This window comes from Mesorhizobium sp. 2RAF45 (genome assembly GCF_052115225.1).
Taxonomy (GTDB): Bacteria; Pseudomonadota; Alphaproteobacteria; order Rhizobiales; family Rhizobiaceae; genus Mesorhizobium; species Mesorhizobium jarvisii.
In genome coordinates, this window is sequence record NZ_JBFRGG010000003.1 from 248,574 (window position 1) to 264,358 (window position 15,785).

At 63.8% G+C, this 15,785-nt stretch carries 19 protein-coding genes; 8 read left to right on the top strand and 11 right to left on the bottom strand.

Features of this window, described 5'->3' with window-relative positions:
- Positions 1–16: 16 nt before the first annotated feature.
- From AB4Z43_RS10625 to AB4Z43_RS10635, 3 genes are all read right to left on the bottom strand, one after another.
- A complete protein-coding gene (locus AB4Z43_RS10625) occupies positions 17–1,456 on the bottom strand; it encodes a GMC oxidoreductase (protein WP_064985277.1) in 1,440 nt (479 codons plus the stop codon).
- The gene (locus AB4Z43_RS10630) at positions 1,453–1,650 is read right to left on the bottom strand and encodes a hypothetical protein (RefSeq protein WP_027047606.1); all 198 of its coding nucleotides are present in this window, start codon (positions 1,648–1,650) and stop codon (positions 1,453–1,455) included. The genes AB4Z43_RS10625 and AB4Z43_RS10630 overlap by 4 nt, the downstream gene beginning before the upstream one ends.
- Before the next feature lie 185 nt (positions 1,651–1,835).
- On the bottom strand, positions 1,836–2,597 hold the full coding sequence (locus tag AB4Z43_RS10635) for a GGDEF domain-containing protein (protein WP_019862455.1): 762 nt from the start codon (positions 2,595–2,597) through the stop codon (positions 1,836–1,838).
- 162 nt (positions 2,598–2,759) lie between these two features.
- Between AB4Z43_RS10635 and AB4Z43_RS10640 the strand changes: the two genes are divergently transcribed.
- Entirely contained in the window at positions 2,760–3,488 is a 729-nt protein-coding gene (locus AB4Z43_RS10640) for a pyrimidine 5'-nucleotidase (protein ID WP_069090685.1), read from the top strand.
- A gap of 62 nt (positions 3,489–3,550) precedes the next feature.
- Here the strand turns inward: AB4Z43_RS10640 and AB4Z43_RS10645 are convergent, their stop codons facing one another.
- Positions 3,551–4,396 carry an LOG family protein gene (locus AB4Z43_RS10645; RefSeq protein WP_081296171.1) on the bottom strand — a complete coding sequence of 282 codons (846 nt, stop codon included), beginning with the start codon at positions 4,394–4,396 and terminating at the stop codon, positions 3,551–3,553.
- A gap of 225 nt (positions 4,397–4,621) precedes the next feature.
- On the opposite strand from AB4Z43_RS10645, the gene dapD reads away from it, so the two are divergent.
- From dapD to AB4Z43_RS10665, 4 genes are all read left to right on the top strand, one after another.
- Entirely contained in the window at positions 4,622–5,476 is an 855-nt protein-coding gene (gene dapD, locus AB4Z43_RS10650; protein WP_140889928.1) for a 2,3,4,5-tetrahydropyridine-2,6-dicarboxylate N-succinyltransferase, read from the top strand.
- A 72-nt stretch (positions 5,477–5,548) separates the two neighbouring features.
- Complete coding sequence (locus AB4Z43_RS10655) at positions 5,549–5,902, top strand: DUF805 domain-containing protein (protein ID WP_019862459.1); 354 nt, start codon at positions 5,549–5,551, stop codon at positions 5,900–5,902.
- On the top strand, positions 5,895–6,272 hold the full coding sequence (locus AB4Z43_RS10660; protein ID WP_019862461.1) for a DUF805 domain-containing protein: 378 nt from the start codon (positions 5,895–5,897) through the stop codon (positions 6,270–6,272). Before AB4Z43_RS10655 ends, AB4Z43_RS10660 begins: the two co-directional genes overlap by 8 nt.
- A 127-nt stretch (positions 6,273–6,399) precedes the next feature.
- Complete coding sequence (locus AB4Z43_RS10665) at positions 6,400–7,173, top strand: hypothetical protein (RefSeq protein WP_019862464.1); 774 nt, start codon at positions 6,400–6,402, stop codon at positions 7,171–7,173.
- On the opposite strand, the gene AB4Z43_RS10670 is transcribed toward AB4Z43_RS10665, so the two are convergent.
- Positions 7,076–8,128 carry a 2-dehydropantoate 2-reductase gene (locus AB4Z43_RS10670; RefSeq protein WP_019862465.1) on the bottom strand — a complete coding sequence of 351 codons (1,053 nt, stop codon included), beginning with the start codon at positions 8,126–8,128 and terminating at the stop codon, positions 7,076–7,078. The two genes, AB4Z43_RS10665 and AB4Z43_RS10670, sit on opposite strands and share 98 nt — an antisense overlap.
- A gap of 125 nt (positions 8,129–8,253) precedes the next feature.
- Between AB4Z43_RS10670 and dapE the strand changes: the two genes are divergently transcribed.
- Complete coding sequence (gene dapE, locus AB4Z43_RS10675) at positions 8,254–9,447, top strand: succinyl-diaminopimelate desuccinylase (protein WP_019862466.1); 1,194 nt, start codon at positions 8,254–8,256, stop codon at positions 9,445–9,447.
- 5 nt (positions 9,448–9,452) lie between these two features.
- Positions 9,453–10,085 carry a transporter gene (locus tag AB4Z43_RS10680; RefSeq protein ID WP_064985272.1) on the top strand — a complete coding sequence of 211 codons (633 nt, stop codon included), beginning with the start codon at positions 9,453–9,455 and terminating at the stop codon, positions 10,083–10,085.
- A gap of 82 nt (positions 10,086–10,167) precedes the next feature.
- Here the strand turns inward: AB4Z43_RS10680 and truA are convergent, their stop codons facing one another.
- The 4 genes from truA to def form a co-directional block, all read right to left on the bottom strand.
- Positions 10,168–10,917, bottom strand: coding sequence for a tRNA pseudouridine(38-40) synthase TruA (truA, locus tag AB4Z43_RS10685; protein ID WP_038651216.1), 750 nt, complete (start codon positions 10,915–10,917; stop codon positions 10,168–10,170).
- Positions 10,918–11,038: 121 nt separating this feature from the next.
- Positions 11,039–11,545 (bottom strand): GNAT family N-acetyltransferase, encoded by a 507-nt coding sequence (locus tag AB4Z43_RS10690; RefSeq protein WP_019862469.1) that lies wholly within the window; start codon positions 11,543–11,545, stop codon positions 11,039–11,041.
- The gene (gene fmt / locus AB4Z43_RS10695) at positions 11,542–12,495 is read right to left on the bottom strand and encodes a methionyl-tRNA formyltransferase (RefSeq protein ID WP_064985269.1); all 954 of its coding nucleotides are present in this window, start codon (positions 12,493–12,495) and stop codon (positions 11,542–11,544) included. Before fmt ends, AB4Z43_RS10690 begins: the two co-directional genes overlap by 4 nt.
- A gap of 8 nt (positions 12,496–12,503) precedes the next feature.
- Positions 12,504–13,034 carry a peptide deformylase gene (def, locus tag AB4Z43_RS10700; RefSeq protein ID WP_441937343.1) on the bottom strand — a complete coding sequence of 177 codons (531 nt, stop codon included), beginning with the start codon at positions 13,032–13,034 and terminating at the stop codon, positions 12,504–12,506.
- Between the two features lie 103 nt (positions 13,035–13,137).
- Between def and AB4Z43_RS10705 the strand changes: the two genes are divergently transcribed.
- Positions 13,138–14,409 (top strand): DNA recombination protein RmuC, encoded by a 1,272-nt coding sequence (locus AB4Z43_RS10705; protein ID WP_202361115.1) that lies wholly within the window; start codon positions 13,138–13,140, stop codon positions 14,407–14,409.
- A 14-nt stretch (positions 14,410–14,423) separates the two neighbouring features.
- On the opposite strand, the gene AB4Z43_RS10710 is transcribed toward AB4Z43_RS10705, so the two are convergent.
- Both AB4Z43_RS10710 and AB4Z43_RS10715 read right to left on the bottom strand, forming a co-directional pair.
- On the bottom strand, positions 14,424–15,236 hold the full coding sequence (locus tag AB4Z43_RS10710) for a class I SAM-dependent methyltransferase (protein WP_202361114.1): 813 nt from the start codon (positions 15,234–15,236) through the stop codon (positions 14,424–14,426).
- 81 nt (positions 15,237–15,317) lie between these two features.
- On the bottom strand, positions 15,318–15,722 hold the full coding sequence (locus AB4Z43_RS10715; RefSeq protein WP_069090692.1) for a GFA family protein: 405 nt from the start codon (positions 15,720–15,722) through the stop codon (positions 15,318–15,320).
- Between the last annotated feature and the right edge of the window lie 63 nt (positions 15,723–15,785).

A 15,785-nucleotide genomic window follows, 5' to 3' on the forward strand; every position in this document is an offset into this window, starting at 1 on the left:
GGAAGACCCCAGCCGTTCAGACAGCGACCACCTTGCTCAGATGATCGCCCAGCCGGCAGGCCAGCGCGGTGATCGTCGTCGTCGGGTTGGCTTGACCGGATGTGCAGAACACCGAGGAGCCACCGACATAGAGATTGTCCATGCCGTGCACCTTGCAGTTGGCGTCCACAACACTTCTGGCGATGTCGGTGCCCATGCGTGTGCCGCCCATATGATGGTGGCCAGCGGTCTCCTCGTCGGTCGGATAATCCTCGCCATTGGCAATCCAGTCCATGAGACGGACACGGCCGAGATCCTTTTCGATGAGCGTCGTGCCGAACAGCTTCAGGCCTTCGACAAGCGTGCGGCGTTCGAGCTCCGATTTCTTCCAGTGCAGCTCGATGCGCGGCACGCCGGCATGGTCGACATCGGTCTTGGACAGCTCGATCTGGTTGGAGGCCAGCGGGGCCTGTTCCCAGGCGACGTAGAGTTGGGCCGCGCAGCGCAGGTTCTGGCTGAGCTGATAGGCAACCCATTCGGCCATGTCGGGCGCCGTGCAGGCGAGGTCGGCAATCACATGCTTGACGCCGGCATAGGGCGTCTCGATCAGCCGGATGCCGAAATTCATGATCCGCAGGCGCTCCATCGCGGCAAGCGTCGGCGAGAAGAAGGCCTCATTGACGGCATCGACCTCGAACTCACCGTAGTCGGCCAGGATGGCATTGCCGCCCTCGAAGGTCGGGTGCTCCATCCAGTAGCGGCCAAGTGCCGTGGCGTTCGGGACGACGCCGCCGTTGGAGCGCTGGTTCGACCACAGAAGCAGCCGCGAATTCTCCAGCCCGCCGGTGCAGACGATGAAATAGTCGGCACTGAAAGCGCCGGCCTCCTGGCCGTTGGACCATAGTTTGGCACCGTTCACGCGTTTGCCGTCGCCGGCAAGCTCGGTGGCATAGGTGTTGAGCACGACGGCGATGTTGCGGCTCTTGTCGAGCTCGTCGGCGAATTTCTCGCCGAAGCGCACCGCCGGGCTCTTGATCAGCTGCACCCAGCGAATGTCGTCCGAGATCGGCACATCGGGCCGGAAATCGGGAAGTTCGAGAATATCGTGCACCTCGGGCAGATAGGGCTCGATGTCGGCACGGCGGATCGGCCAGCCTGTGTCGGGTGCCCAGGCCTTCGGCTCGAAATCCTGATTGTCGAGCACGCGGCACCAGCCGGCCCAATGGTTGGAGCTGCCGCCCATATACCGCAGCCGGGTGATGTCGAGGCCGAAATAGAAATCGCCGACCGTGGTGCCGCGGTAGAAATCCTGCGACTCGTCGCTGAACTCCCGCGAGCCGGCCTCCAGCACCACGACCGGGATGCCGGCGGCGCCCAGCTTGCGGGCAATGGTGGTGCCGGCCGGACCCGAACCGAGGATGCAGACCTTGGGTTTGAAGTTGGCGGCGCGATACGCCTCATAGCTGTCGAAGATCATGCCAGGTCGCTCCGCTTCAGGATCCAGCCATTGACCTCGACGATCTCATTCGGGTCGTCCGGTGATGGATCGGACCTTGAAGGACCGGCACGGGCCGCGTCGGCTTCAGGCAGCTTGCGGAACAAGGACAGGGCAGGCAGGGCGATCAGCGCCTGCACGAGCGTGCGGCGCGACATTTTTTTGAAGAAACTCATGCCAGGTCTCTCGGATAGGGGCCTCGATGCGCGCATGACAATCCCCGAACGGCACACGCATCGTCACAGAGGCCAGTATCGTGCCAAGCCCGGCCCCAGCGCGTGAAAAGGCGGGCAAGCGGTACAACCGAATGCAAACAGGGTTAGAAATTCCTTAACGGGCGAGGTGTGCCGGACCGGCCGGCTCACGCGGCCGCGGAAATGTCCGTATCGAGGATCGTCAGGTTGCGGCCGCCATGCTTGGCCTGGTAGAGGCGCCGGTCCGCGGCGCGCATCAGCTCCGATACGTTGACGTCCTCGCCGCACACGGTGCCGCCGATGCTGACGGTCAGCGGAATGGTGCGTTCGTCCACCGGTCGGAAGCGGATCAGCTCGACCTCGCGGCGAATGCGCTCGGCGACACGCTTGGCTTCCTGCTCGGTGGCGCCGACCAGAAAGGCGCCGAATTCCTCGCCGCCGATGCGGCCAAGCACGTCGCCGCTGCGCACGCCGCGCTCGATGGCGCTGGCGATCAGCAGCAGCGCGTCGTCACCTGTCAGATGGCCGAAACTGTCATTGATCTTCTTGAAATGATCGGCGTCGATGATCAGCAGCGCGCCGCGGTCGGACTTGCGCCGCGAACCGTCGAGCGCGGCGAAGAAACTTTCCCGGTTGAGCATGCCGGTCATGTCGTCGCGGCTAGCCTTCTCCGACAGGCGGCGGTGCGCGGCTGCAAGCTGGGCGTGCGCCCGGGCCAGTTCGCGGTGCGCGTTTTTCAGCCGGTCGCTCTGCCAGAAGGTGCTGGCGCAGGCCACCCATGCAAGCACCAGCGGACAGAGCGTCGAACTCAGCCAGATCGTTCGGTTGACCGGGAATCCCAGGGCCGGAACGATGATCAGCGTCAGAAGAAGCGAGGCGGCGACGGAGGCGAAAGCGATAGCGGCGGATTTCAGAATGATGCTGTTCATCGCGGGCTCCCCACAGGACTGTCTCTGTGCCAGCAAGCCCTGAAGGCCACCTTTCCCGGTTGCATAAAATTTGAATCGTGCGGCCATTTCTGCCACTAAAAGCGCGTGGAAGTTGTGGATAAAGTCTCTTTCAGTATCCGCGTTTCATGCCATAAGGAGCGCATGACCACGCAGCCTGATCCCGCCCGCTTCGCCCATGTCACCGACTGGGTGTTCGACCTCGACAACACGCTCTATCCGCATCATTCGAATCTGTTCTCGCAGATCGACGTCAAGATGACCGCCTATGTCGGGGAGCTGCTGTCGCTGCCGCGCGAGGAGGCGCGCAAGCTGCAGAAGGAGCTTTATCGCGAATATGGCACGACGCTGAACGGGCTGATGACGCGCCATGGCATCGATCCCGATGATTTCCTCGAGAAGGTGCATGACATCGACTATTCATGGCTGGTGCCCGACCCTGTCCTGGGCACCGCCATCCGCCAGCTCCCCGGGCGCAAGTTCATCTTCACCAATGGCGACCGCCGGCACGCCGAGCGCACCGCGCGCCAGCTCGGCATCCTCGACCATTTCGACGACATTTTCGATATCGTCGCTGCCGGCCTCAATCCCAAGCCCGCGCGCCAGACCTACGAGAAGTTCGCCGAGCTACATGCCGTTACCGGCCACAATGCGGTGATGTTCGAGGACCTCGCCCGCAACCTGGAGGTGCCGAAGGCACTGGGCATGACCACCGTGCTCGTCGTGCCGCGCAATTTCGAGCCGACCTTCGCCGAGATCTGGGAACGCGACCCCGCGCAGGAAGACGACGTCGATTTCGTCACCGACGATCTGGCGGGGTTTCTGACCGCGATAGTTGCGGGAGAACAGGCGGTAGGCAGTAGGGAAAATTGATCTGGATGCAGCGACTGCAAACGCCTTATTCTCCTACTGCCTACTGCCTACTGCCTACTGCCTTACTCCCCCAACTTGTAGAACCGGCTGACAATCCCCCAGGCTTCGTCGGCGGTGTCGACGAAATCGATGATGTCTTGGTCGCCGGGGCTGATCGTGCCTTGCTCGGCGAGGAAGTCGAGATTGATCGCGCGTTTCCAGAACGATTTACCGAACAGGATCACCGGCACGCGCTCCATGCGTCCGGTCTGGATCAGCGTCAGCGTCTCGAAGAACTCGTCCATCGTGCCGAAGCCGCCGGGAAACACGGCCACCGCCTTGGCGCGCATGACGAAATGCATCTTGCGGATAGCGAAATAGTGGAAGTTGAAACACAGCTCCGGCGTCACATAGGCGTTCGGCGCCTGTTCATGCGGCAGCACGATGTTGAGCCCGATCGACGGTGCGCCGACATCGTCGGCGCCGCGGTTTCCCGCTTCCATCACGCCGGGGCCGCCGCCGGTCACCACGACATATTCGCGGTAATACGAGGCGGCCGATTGCTGCGAGCACAGGCGAGCGAATTTGCGCGCCTCCTCGTAATATTTGCTGTTTTCCTCGAGATTCTTCTTCTGCGTCTCGTTCTTGGCCGCCCAGGCCTCGCCGCCAGGTTCCGGCAGGCGCGCGCCGCCAAACAGGATCACCGTCGATCGGATGCCGCGCTCGGCCAGGATCATTTCCGGCTTCAAGAGTTCGAGCTGCAGACGCACCGCGCGCAATTCGCGCCGCGTCATGAAGTCGGGATCGTTCCAGGCAAGCCGGTAGGTCTCGGCCCGCGTCTGCGGCGTGTCCGGCACGCTTTTCGACCGCTCCAGATCCTCGTCCGAATGCGGCAGCGGCGTCCACCCCGCCTTTTCCATAGGTGTCATCAAATTACCCGTCCAAATTTCCTTGACTGCGCCGTCTCATGACGCAGGTGCGATTGACCCTCACTGAGCCTTAACATAAGCAGGTCGCGCAAACGTGTCCGGCGGTTTTGCGACAAGAACCTGCTACATGCAAAGACCCAGGCAGACGAAGCATGCCTGCGGTCCACGCGACGTCAAAACAGGTTAAGGCGCAGCCCCTTAACAGCTTGGTAATGGAGCGAATTCATGTCGAAGCCCGATCTGGCGAGCCTCGAAAAGACCATCGAGAAGGCCTTCGACGAACGCGATACGATTTCGACCGCGACCCGCGGCGAGACGCGCGACGCCATCCAGGCCGCACTCGACCTGCTCGACCGCGGCACGGCGCGCGTCGCCGAGCGCCAGGCCGACGGCAAGTGGCACGTCAACCAGTGGCTGAAGAAGGCCGTGCTGCTCTCCTTCCGGCTCAACCCGATGGAGATCATCAAGGGTGGCCCGGGCCAGGCCGTCTGGTGGGACAAGGTGCCGTCCAAGTTCGATGGCTGGAGCGCCGTCGATTTCGAGAAGGCAGGCTTCCGCGCCGTGCCGTCGTCGATCGTGCGCCGTTCCGCCTATGTCGCTCCGGGCGCCGTGCTGATGCCATCCTTCGTCAATGTCGGCGCCTATGTCGATACGGGGACCATGGTCGACACCTGGGCCTCCGTCGGCTCATGCGCCCAGATCGGCAAGAACGTACATCTGTCGGGTGGCGTCGGCATCGGCGGCGTGCTGGAGCCGATGCAGGCCGGCCCCACCATCATCGAGGACAATTGCTTCATCGGCGCGCGTTCAGAAGTCGTCGAGGGCTGCATCGTGCGCGAAGGCTCGGTGCTCGGCATGGGCGTGTTCATCGGCCAGTCGACCAAGATCGTCGACCGCGCCACCGGTGAAATCTTCTACGGCGAAGTGCCGCCCAATTCGGTGGTCGTCGCCGGCTCGCTGCCGGGCAAGCCTTTTCCGAACAACGAGCCCGGCCCCGGCCTCTACTGCGCCGTCATCGTCAAGCGCGTCGACGCCAAGACCCGGTCCAAGACCTCGATCAACGAATTGCTGCGCGATTGATCTTTCCGCAAAGCGGGCGCACCTTCCGCCGGCGCGACAATCCGTCGCGCTGGTTCGACATGGAGGGGTGACATGGACTGGAAATATCTGCTCACAAGTTTCGACGGCCGCATCAACCGCGCCAAGTTCTGGGCCTGCGTTGGCATCATTTTCGTTGGCGCGGTCATCGCGATGATCCTCGACAACATACTGGGCACGACATTCAACCAAATGCCCTACGGCTTTATCTATTTGCTCTATGGGCTGGCCATGCTCTATTCGGTCTTCGCCGTCTACGCCAAGCGCTGGCATGATCGGGGCAAGTCCGGCTGGTGGAGCCTGATCATCCTGGTACCCTTTATCGGCGCGATCTGGTTTCTGGTGGAATGCGGCATTCTCGAAGGCGCCAGGGGTGCCAATCAATACGGACCGGACCCGCTTGCCTGACAGTTCAAATCTCACCTGGCTTTTCTTCAAGATATCGGGCCGCGTCAGCCGCGCGGCCTATTTTCTTGGTGGCCTGCTCGTCGCCATCATCCAGGCCTTCCCGCTCTACCGCTTCACGCTGGTTCCGGAAGGCTCGGCCGAGAGCAATATGTGGTCGTTCATCTTCTTCATCGCCTTCATTGCCTCGCTATGGTCGAACATCGCGCTGGCGGTGAAGCGGCTGCACGACCTCGACAAGCCGGGCATTGCCGCGCTGATTCTGTTCGTACCGGTCGTCTCGATCGTCGCCTTTCTTGTGTTGTGTCTGTTTCCAGGGCAGCCTGGACCCAACCGCTATGGCCGGCGCACCAACGAGCCGGCACAACCCTAGAGCCGGATGATTTCAGGTCGAATCGACCTGAAATCTGAATCCGTCTCTAAATCAAAGAGATAGACCATGATGCCGTCCGAAAACCGCTTCACATTTTTCGGCATCATGCTCTGAGGGCCGATCGGACATGCGCTACCGCACGCTTGATCCGAAACTGATCATCGAGACCGCCGAACGGCTTGAAGAGCGCGTTGCGGAACGGTTTCCCCAGGCCGGGCTGCGCGGCGTCGCCGCCGAACTGGTGTCGCTGTCTCGCGACCTGGCCAAGGCGGCCCAGGCGCTCGAAGCGCCGATCTGGTGGCTGCGCGGGCTCATCATCGCCGCCGTCCTCGCCGGCGCGTTGATCTTCCTGTTCGTCGGCACCATCCTGCCGCTCATCCACATCTCCCAGGCTGACGATGCGGTGCAGTCGGTGCAAGGCATCGAAGCCACGATCAACATGATCATCCTTGCCGTGCTCGGCCTGCTGGCGCTGATTCGCACCGAGGAGCGCATCAAGCGCAAGCGGGTGTTTCGCCAACTGCACGGTCTGCGCTCGCTGATCCACGTCATCGACATGCATCAGCTGACCAAGGATCCGGCGGCTCTTTCGGCCGATTTCAGGCCGACGGCGCATTCCCCGGCCCGCATCACCAATGCCGCTGATCTCGCGCGTTACCTCGACTATTGCTCCGAAATGCTGTCGATCACCGGCAAGATCGCCGCTCTGTTCGCGCAGTCGGTCAATGACGATGTCGTCATCGACGGCGTCAATGACATCGAGAACCTGGCGTCCAACCTGTCGCGCAAGATTTGGCAGAAGATCACGCTGATCGAGAGGCACCCGGCGGCACAACCTGTTCCGGCGCCAGGCCGGGCGAGCCAAGCCGTGCCGCTTCCGCCGCGCGCACCAAAGCGGTAACGCTTTTCAGGAGCGGCGCCGGCGTCCCCGTTCTCTGGGCGAGGCCGAGCACCGCGCCTTGCAGTTCGTCGATCTCCGTCGGCCGGCCGCGCTGCAGATCGTCCCACATCGACGAGCGCGCCTGAGGGTCGATCGCCAGCATGCGCCGCGCCAGCAGTTTGAACAGCCAGTCCGGCAGCCGCAGCACTTTCGGCAGCAGCGCCGGCCGCAGTCCGGCGATACGCGCCGGCGCGATGCCGGAGGCGTTCATCGCCCGCAGCGCCTCGTCGATCTGGCCGGCCAGGATCAGCCGCCAGCGACGATCGGCGAGTTCGCGCGCCAGCGGCAGGTCCGACAACGCCACCAGCGCGTTGTTGAGGTTCATCAAAAGCTTGCCCCACAGCACAGCCTTCATGTCGCCATGCGTCTCGACCGCCAGCCCTTCAACATCGAGAACACCGGCGACATCGAGAAGGCCGGCAAGGCCGCCATCCTCTATCATCACCTTGCCCTCGCTGGCGCGGTGGACGCGCAGCGGCAGCTCGCCCTCAGGCGATTGCACCACATTGAACGGCACCATGCCGGCCAGCACGGTTCGCTGGCCAGACCTGGCGCGCAGCCTGTCGGCGTTGTCGACGCCGTTCTGCAGGCTGATCACCACCGCATCGGGTCGGGCATGGGCCTTGATCAGCGCCGCCATCTCCTGTGTCGCGCCGCTCTTGACGGTCACCAGGATCACATCCGCCTGCGGCAGAGCGACGGCGGGATCGGCGGTGACCCCGAGCGCGTCCGGCTTGACCAGGCGATCGCGGCCTTCAAGGTCGCTGACACGCAATCCGCCCTGTCGTAGCGCTGCCTCGATGCGCGGCCGGGCCAGCAGGACAACCTGCCGCCCGGCGAGCGCCAGGCAACCGCCGACATAGCAGCCGATGCTGCCGGCGCCTGCGATGACGATCCGTTTTTCCCCGTCTGCCATCTCTTGCTCCGCACCGGCCCGACTATACGACATGAAAACCATAATGTCGGCGGCATCGTCTGCCATTGCGCTGGCCCCTATGTCTGCCCGTGACAGGCCCTCAGCTTTCGACTATCGCTTTTGCCATGACGCTGCCGACCGACCCCGCCGCAAACCTCGCCGCCCTTATCCGTTGTGCCTCGGTGACACCAGCCGAAGGCGGCGCACTGAGCGCGCTGGAAACGATGCTGAAGCCGCTCGGCTTCCTGGTCGACCGGCCGGTCTTTTCGGAAGACGGCACGCCAGACATCGAGAACCTCTATGCAAGGCGGTCCGGCAACGGTCCGCATCTGATGTTCGCCGGCCATACCGATGTCGTGCCGGTCGGCGACGAAGCCGCCTGGACGCATCCGCCTTTCGCCGCCGAGATCGCCAATGGCGAGATGTATGGCCGTGGCGCCGTCGACATGAAGGGCGGCATTGCCTGCTTCGTCGCGGCGATAGCGCGCCATGTCGAGAACAATGGCGGCCCCAAGGGTTCGGTCTCGCTGCTGATCACCGGCGACGAGGAAGGCCCGGCCATCAACGGCACGGTCAAGCTGCTCGAATGGGCCGCTTCCAGGGGCGAGAAATGGGATGCCTCGATCGTCGGCGAACCGACCAATCCGGATGCGCTCGGCGACATGATCAAGATCGGCCGGCGCGGCTCTCTGTCCGGGTCGATCATGGTCAATGGCCGCCAGGGCCATGCCGCCTATCCGCAGCTTGCCGACAATCCGGTGCGCGGCTTGATGGGCCTGGTCGACGCCTTGCTGCATCCCGTCTTCGACAAGGGAACCAGGGATTTCCAGCCGACCAATCTGGAGGTCACCTCCATCGATGTCGGCAACCCGGCCACCAATGTCATCCCCGCCAAGGCCACCGCGACCTTCAACATCCGCTTCAACGACACCTGGACGGCCGAGACCGTCCAGGCCGAAATCCACAACCGGCTCGACCAGGCGGCGAAGCGCAAGAAGTACCGGCCGGGCAAGAAGACGCCGGTCGACTACGACCTTGTCTGGCGCGACCGGCCAAGCCATGTTTTCCTGACCCGCGACGACAAGTTGGTCGACACGCTTGCCGGTTCGATCAAGGCGGCGGTCGGCAAGAAGCCGGCGCTGTCCACTTCGGGCGGCACATCGGATGCGCGCTTCATCAAGGATTACTGCCCGGTGGTCGAGTTCGGTCTGGTCGGCAAGACCATGCATATGGTCGACGAGCGCGTCGCCCTTGCCGATCTCGAAACGCTGACGCGGATCTACCAGCGCTTCATCGAAGACTGGTTCGGGCAGGGCTGAGCAGCATGCTTTCGGCGGATGAAACCCACGCTTCGCTGACCGGTGCCTGGCGGCTGATGCTCGGCAAGGCCGACGGCCTGCGCCTGCTCGACCTGTCGGCCGACGGCTTCTGGAATTCCTTCTTCGCCATCGTCGTTGCCGCGCCGGCGCTGATCGTGGGCTGGGTCGGCATCGCCAACCAGATCGGCGATCCCGACGCCTTCGTGGGCCGTTTCGGCATGCTGTTGCGCCTGGCGACGGTCGATATCGGTTCCTGGGTGCTGCCGCTGGTCGCGCTCGCCTTGGTCGCGCCGCGCGCCGGCATTGGTGGGCGCTTCGTGCACTATGTCGTCGCCAGCAACTGGGCCTCCGCCATCACCGCCTGGCTCATGCTGCCCTCGGCGCTGATCAGGCTTTTCCTGTCGTCGGCAAGCCAGGTCGCGAGCCTTGTGTCGCTGTTGCTGTTTGCCTTGTCGATGGCGCTGACCTGGCGCATGACCAATGCCACAATCGGCAAGGGCGCGGCGGTCGGCACCGCCGTTTTCGTCGGCATGTTCATTGCTTCGCTGCTGGTGCTGTTCGGGCTGCAGATACTGCTTGGCATCACCGTGCCGGACGATATCGGGGCTCAGAGCCTTTCCGGACCGTTCCCGGGGTAGAGCCTGCCTGGCTCTGAATAGCGGCTACGGACTCTGTTCTGAACAGAGCTTCTGGGCACTGTTCAGAATAGAGCCTGCCGGCTCATCCGGGATAATCGACGCCAATGAGGAAAAGCCCGTCGGGCGGCGCCACCTGGCCGCAGGCGGCGCGGTCGCGCGCTTCGAGCGCCGCCTTGAGGTTGGCCTCGGTCCAGCCGCCATCGCCGACGCGCTTGAGCGAGCCGACCATGGAGCGCACCTGGTTGTGCAGGAAGGAGCGGGCCGAAGCTCTCACCTCGATCATGTCGCCCGCCCGGCTCACATCGAGCCGTTCCAGTGTCCGGACCGGGCTGTTGGCCTGGCACTGGGTCGAACGGAAGGTGGTGAAGTCATGCCGGCCGAGCAGGAGTTTCGCGGCCTCGTGCATGGCGCCGGCATCGAGCCGCTTCGGCACCCACCACACCTTGCCCTTTTCCAGCGCCGCGGGCGCGCGGCGGTTGAGGATGCGATAGAGATAGTGGCGGCCGGTGGCAGAGAAGCGGGCGTCGAAATCGTCCGGGACGATCGCCGCCTTCAGGATGGCGACATGCGCGCCGGCTGCCTGCAGATGGGCATTGACGGCATCGCGCACCTTGTCGCCGGGCCATGGCTTGGCGAGGTCGACATGCGCCACCTGGGCGCTCGCATGCACGCCGGCATCGGTGCGGCCGGCGGCGCGCAGCCGCACCGCCTCGCCGCAGAATTTCTCGATTGCCTGCTCGATCGCCTGCTGCACCGAAGGCTGGTCGGCCTGGTGCTGCCAGCCGGCAAACAGGCCGCCGTCATATTCGATGTCGAGGCGAAAACGCGGCATTTGCGGCTAGAGCTCTCGCCTTGAGCAATTCCAGGAAAAGTGTGAAACGGTTTTCCGTCCGGAATTGCGTTAAAACAAAGAGGTAGAGCAGGTCACCGTTTCCATGAAACGGTGGACTGCTCTACGCGGCGAGAGCGGTGAAGGCGGAAGCGTAGACCAGCCTGCCGGCCTCCGGAGCGTCGCCCCAGGCCAGCGCCTGCAGCGCCTCGCCTTGGTACTCACTCTCGAATTTTTCGGCCCGCGCATGGCTGTAGCCGAAACGGCCGTAATAGGCGGGGTCGCCCAGCACCACGGCCAGCGTCTCGCCGGCATCCTTCAGGCGAATATGCGCCTCGCGAATCAGCGCGCCGCCAATGCCGCTGCCATGGAACGAAGGTTCCACCGCCAGCGGCGCCAGCGCCACGGCCGCGAAGCTCTTGCCGCCATTCTGGACGAACAGCCGGGAAAACAGGATGTGGCCTACCGCCTGGCCGTCTTCTTCCGCCACCAGTTCGACGACGGCGTCGCCGCCGGTGACCAGCGCGTCGACCAACCCGGCCTCCGCCTGCTGGCCGAATGCATGTTCCTCGACGAGGCGAATGGCCTCGCGATCCCGCGGCGTCGCCGCGCGTATCGACATCATGCTCATGAGAACTTCATTCCTTTTACGATCTTGGCTCCGCGCAGGAATTCCGACGCGGCGGCGGGCTTTCCGCCCGCACGTTGAACTTCGACCAGCCTGATCGCGCCTGCCCCGCAGGCGACCGTCAGCCGGTCATCGAGAATTCCTCCCGACTCGCCCGAACCTTCCGAAAGCGACAGGCCTTCGGATAGTGTCGAGCGAAGCAGTTTCAGCCGTTCCACGCGGCCGCCAATGTCAATTTCGGACCAAGCGCCGGGAAAGGGCGACAGGCCACGAAGATGGTTGTGGACCTCGGCCGCGGGCCGCGTCCAATCCACCCGCGTCTCGGATTTATCGATTTTTCTGGCGTAAGTCACCCCTTCCGCCGCTTGCGCGGTAAATGTCAGGATGTTCCCTTCCAGCCGCGCCAGCGCTTCCACCATCAGGGCAGCACCAACGCTCATCAACCGATCATGCAGATCGCCGGCTGTTATATCGGGGTCGATGGCGCATTTTTCAAGCAATCCCACCGGACCGGTGTCGAGACCCTCTTCCATGCGCATCACCATCATGCCGCTTTCCAGGTCACCCGCCATGATGGCGCGCTGGATGGGGGCGGCGCCGCGCCAGCGCGGCAAAAGCGATGCATGGCCGTTGATGCAGCCAAGCCGGGGCGCGTCGAGAATTGCCTTAGGCAGCAGCAAACCATAGGCCACGACCACGGCGATATCGGCCCGCAGGGCGCTGAAAGCGGCCTGCTCGGCCTCGCCCTTGAGGGAGGCCGGCGTCCGCACCGCGATGCCCAGACGCTCGGCCTCGCGCTGTACCGGCGACGGCGTCAGCTCCAGCCCGCGCCGGCCGGCCGCGCGTGGCGGCTGGGTGTAGACGGCCGATACCTCATGTCCGGCCTCGGCGATCGCGCGCAACGTCGGCACCGAAAACTCCGGCGTGCCCATGAAGATGACGCGAAGGGGCATTCTTTCCCCTATCCCACCAGCTTGCCCGGCGCCTTGTCCTTGGCGAGCTTCTTGAATTTCTTCACCACCATGTCGCGCTTCAGCTTCGAGATGTGGTCGATGAACAGCACGCCGTTGAGATGGTCGATCTCGTGCTGCAGGCAGGTCGCCATCAGCCCCTCGGCCTCCATCTCCTGCAGCTTGCCGTCGCGGTCGAGATAATTCACCCGCACCGAAGCCGGGCGTTCGACCTCGGCATAATAGTCCGGGATCGACAGGCAGCCTTCCTCGTAGACCGAGCGCGCCTCAGCGGTTTCCAGGATCTCCGGGTTGATGAAGACGTGCGGCGCCGGCGTTTCGTCTTCCTTGGCGAGGTCGATCACCAGCATGCGCAGCGGCTCGCCGATTTGGATTGCCGCCAGGCCGATACCGGGCGCGTCATACATGGTCGCCAGCATGTCGTCGGCCAATTTGCGCAAAGGCGCGTCGATGCGCTCCACCGGCTTGGAAACCTGGCGCAGGATGGGATCGGGAAGGATGATGAGCTGCTTGATCGGCATGGCGTCCCACGTAAGACGTCCAGCGAAAAGCGTCAACCGGTGGACCTGAGCCTCGTTCACGTTTTGATCTGTGCCGGCCCCACGAATCGGCTATGCTGTCCACATGAATGATCTGAGCACCATCCTTTCCGAGCCTGTCGCACGGCTTGGCGCGTCGACAATCACGCTGGGCCACGCCTTGGCCTTCGGCGCCTTGTTGTTTCTCGGCCTGTTCGTGGCGCTGGTCATCGCGCTGTGGCGGTCGGCCAAGGCGCGCGCCGTCGCTGCGGCGGAAGCCGCCGACCATGCCCGCGACGCCGAGGCGCGGATGGCCGGCATCTTGCAAAGCCAGGCCGAGATGCAGGGCCGCATGGGCGCCATTGCCGAAGTGTTCGGCGCGCGCCAGGCGGAGCTGACGCAGTCAATCGGCCAGCGCCTCGACGCCATGACCGGCCGCATCGGCCAGACCATGACCGAGCAGACCAAATCCACGCATGAGAGCCTGGCGAAACTGCAGGAGCGGCTGGCGATCATCGACACCGCGCAAGGCAACATCCAGTCGCTCGCCGGCCAGGTCGTGCAGCTGCAGGCCATCCTCTCCAACAAACAGACGCGCGGTGCCTTCGGTCAGTCGCGCATGGAGGCGATCGTCGCCGACGGCCTGCCGCATGGCGCCTATGAATTCCAAGCGACGCTGTCGAATGGCAGCCGGCCCGATTGCCTGGTGAAGATGCCGAACGGCGCGCCGTCACTTGCCATCGACGCCAAATTTCCGCTGGAAGCCTGGAACGCCATCCGCGCCGCCGACGGTGCGGACCTGCAGAAGGTCGCGTCCCAGGCCTTCCGCCGCGACATCGAAATCCATGTCCGCGACATCTCGGAAAAATACCTGATCCAGGGCGAGACGCAGGATACAGCTTTCATGTTCGTGCCGTCGGAATCGGTCTTCGCCGAGATCCATGAGAATTTCGAGGCGATCGTCCACAAGGCGCACCGCGCCCGCGTCGTCATCGTCTCGCCGTCGCTGCTGATGCTGTCGATCCAGGTCATCCAGGCGATCCTCAAGGACGCCCGCATGCGCGAACAGGCGCATCTGATCCAGGGCGAGGTCATCCGGCTGATGGAGGATGTCGCGCGCGTCGACGAACGTGTGCGCAAGCTGCAGGTGCATTTCGGCCAGTCGGCCAAGGACATCGACGACATCCTCGTCTCGACGTCGAAGGTGACCAAGCGCGGCCAGAAGATCGAGGCGCTGGAGTTCGGCGCGCAGGCCGATGGCGATGCCGGCCCGGAGACGCCGTCACGGGCGCCTGCGGCGAAAATCGAGCCTGGGCCGCGCGTTGCCGATTCAAAGACCGGGCAGCTCAGGCTGCGGGTCGTCGAAGGCGACGACTAGCCGGCAATCCCGGCTTAGGCCACCGCCACGATGACGTGTGCCTGAATTTTGGCGGCAACCGCACCGCTGCCATGCCTGGCCGCAATCGCGGATGCGGCATAATCCGTTGCAGCGTCCAGTTTCCCGGGATCCCTGGCCTCGATTTCGGTGCGAAGCACCGTTCCCTGGCAATAGGCAACGGCCGGAATGCGCGGTGAGGGCGCACGGCTCTGTTCGGCTCTCGTCTCGATCGCCACATCGGAGAAGCCGGCCTCCTCAAGGTCTCCGCGGATCAGCGCCGTATCGTGGTAGCCATGCGGCGTGCGGGCCAGAAAGCGCGGCGGATCGTTCGGAAAAAGCCTGGCCAGCGCATTGGTCACATCATCGGCAAAGACATTCTCCTCGATGCGGTCCCATACGTTGAACAGGAAATGTCCGCCGGGCTTCAGCACCCGCCTGGCCTCGCGGTAGGCGGATGGACGGGTGGGAAAGAACATCGCGCCGAACTGACAACAAACCAGATCGAAGGCCGCGTCTTCAAACGGCAGCGCCATGGCATCGGCCTGGCGCCATTTGATGCGACTGTCGGGAGCCTGTAGCGAAGCGGCGTAGTCGAGCATCGGCTGGTTCAGGTCGGTCACGACATAGCTTGCGTCAGGGGACAGTTTCGGCGCCAAGGCACGGGTGACGACCCCGGTGCCCGCGGCGACTTCCAGCACGGCTTTGGGCGAGAAGGACGCTGCCCGCCGTGCAAGGTCCGCGGCGAACGGCTCGAAAATCAACGGCACCATATAGCGGTCGTAGTTTTCCGGGATCGAGCCGGCAAACAGCTTGTCCGTTTCCAACATCGCTATTATCCGCCCGTCTGAGGTGAGCGAAGCTAGCACAGAATTGCCTGTCTTGGGCGGCTTTCGGCCGGGAGGCAGGTGCTACTGCTCCTCCACGATGCTCATGCCTTCAAATTCGGGAAGCCAGTGCAGGGCCGACCGGTGCCATTTCTGTTGTGTCGGCACCAGATCCTCGCGTTGCCGCGCGGTGCCCGTCCTGATTCCATAGATCTTCGGGCCGTCGCCAACCGACGTCGCGTAAAGATGCGCCCCGCAGTCGCCGCAAAAGGCCTGGGCGCGCTTGGCGCCGCTCGATCCGGTCTTGATATAGATTTTTGGCGTGCCTCTGGTGATCTGGTAGTGATCCTCGGGCGCGGGAACGGTGACGCGAAAGGCCGTGCCGGTCAATTGCTGGCAATCCGTGCAATGGCAGATCGAGGTCTTTGTCGGGTCGACCTCCGCCTCGTAGGTGATGGCGCCGCAATGGCACCCGCCGTCGATCTTCATGGTCAATCCTCCGAAATCCATCGCCTGATGTTAGCAAGGCAATGCGACGGGGCAACGGTGCAA

Bases quoted from the DNA above. Each gene is read 5' to 3' on its own strand.
- AB4Z43_RS10680 (WP_064985272.1), top strand. From the start codon at position 9,453: ATGCTTTCGGCGGATGAAACCCACGCTTCGCTGACCGGTGCCTGGCGG.
- AB4Z43_RS10625 (WP_064985277.1), bottom strand. From the start codon at position 1,456: ATGATCTTCGACAGCTATGAGGCGTATCGCGCCGCCAACTTCAAACCC.
- AB4Z43_RS10715 (WP_069090692.1), bottom strand. From the start codon at position 15,722: ATGAAGATCGACGGCGGGTGCCATTGCGGCGCCATCACCTACGAGGCG.
- AB4Z43_RS10690 (WP_019862469.1), bottom strand. From the start codon at position 11,545: ATGAGCATGATGTCGATACGCGCGGCGACGCCGCGGGATCGCGAGGCC.
- AB4Z43_RS10665 (WP_019862464.1), top strand. From the start codon at position 6,400: ATGCGCTACCGCACGCTTGATCCGAAACTGATCATCGAGACCGCCGAA.
- AB4Z43_RS10670 (WP_019862465.1), bottom strand. From the start codon at position 8,128: ATGGCAGACGGGGAAAAACGGATCGTCATCGCAGGCGCCGGCAGCATC.
- dapE (WP_019862466.1), top strand. From the start codon at position 8,254: ATGACGCTGCCGACCGACCCCGCCGCAAACCTCGCCGCCCTTATCCGT.
- AB4Z43_RS10640 (WP_069090685.1), top strand. From the start codon at position 2,760: ATGACCACGCAGCCTGATCCCGCCCGCTTCGCCCATGTCACCGACTGG.
- truA (WP_038651216.1), bottom strand. From the start codon at position 10,917: ATGCCGCGTTTTCGCCTCGACATCGAATATGACGGCGGCCTGTTTGCC.
- AB4Z43_RS10655 (WP_019862459.1), top strand. From the start codon at position 5,549: ATGGACTGGAAATATCTGCTCACAAGTTTCGACGGCCGCATCAACCGC.
- AB4Z43_RS10635 (WP_019862455.1), bottom strand. From the start codon at position 2,597: ATGAACAGCATCATTCTGAAATCCGCCGCTATCGCTTTCGCCTCCGTC.
- AB4Z43_RS10705 (WP_202361115.1), top strand. From the start codon at position 13,138: ATGAATGATCTGAGCACCATCCTTTCCGAGCCTGTCGCACGGCTTGGC.
- dapD (WP_140889928.1), top strand. From the start codon at position 4,622: ATGTCGAAGCCCGATCTGGCGAGCCTCGAAAAGACCATCGAGAAGGCC.
- def (WP_441937343.1), bottom strand. From the start codon at position 13,034: ATGCCGATCAAGCAGCTCATCATCCTTCCCGATCCCATCCTGCGCCAG.
- fmt (WP_064985269.1), bottom strand. From the start codon at position 12,495: ATGCCCCTTCGCGTCATCTTCATGGGCACGCCGGAGTTTTCGGTGCCG.
- AB4Z43_RS10645 (WP_081296171.1), bottom strand. From the start codon at position 4,396: ATGACACCTATGGAAAAGGCGGGGTGGACGCCGCTGCCGCATTCGGAC.
- AB4Z43_RS10710 (WP_202361114.1), bottom strand. From the start codon at position 15,236: ATGTTGGAAACGGACAAGCTGTTTGCCGGCTCGATCCCGGAAAACTAC.
- AB4Z43_RS10630 (WP_027047606.1), bottom strand. From the start codon at position 1,650: ATGAGTTTCTTCAAAAAAATGTCGCGCCGCACGCTCGTGCAGGCGCTG.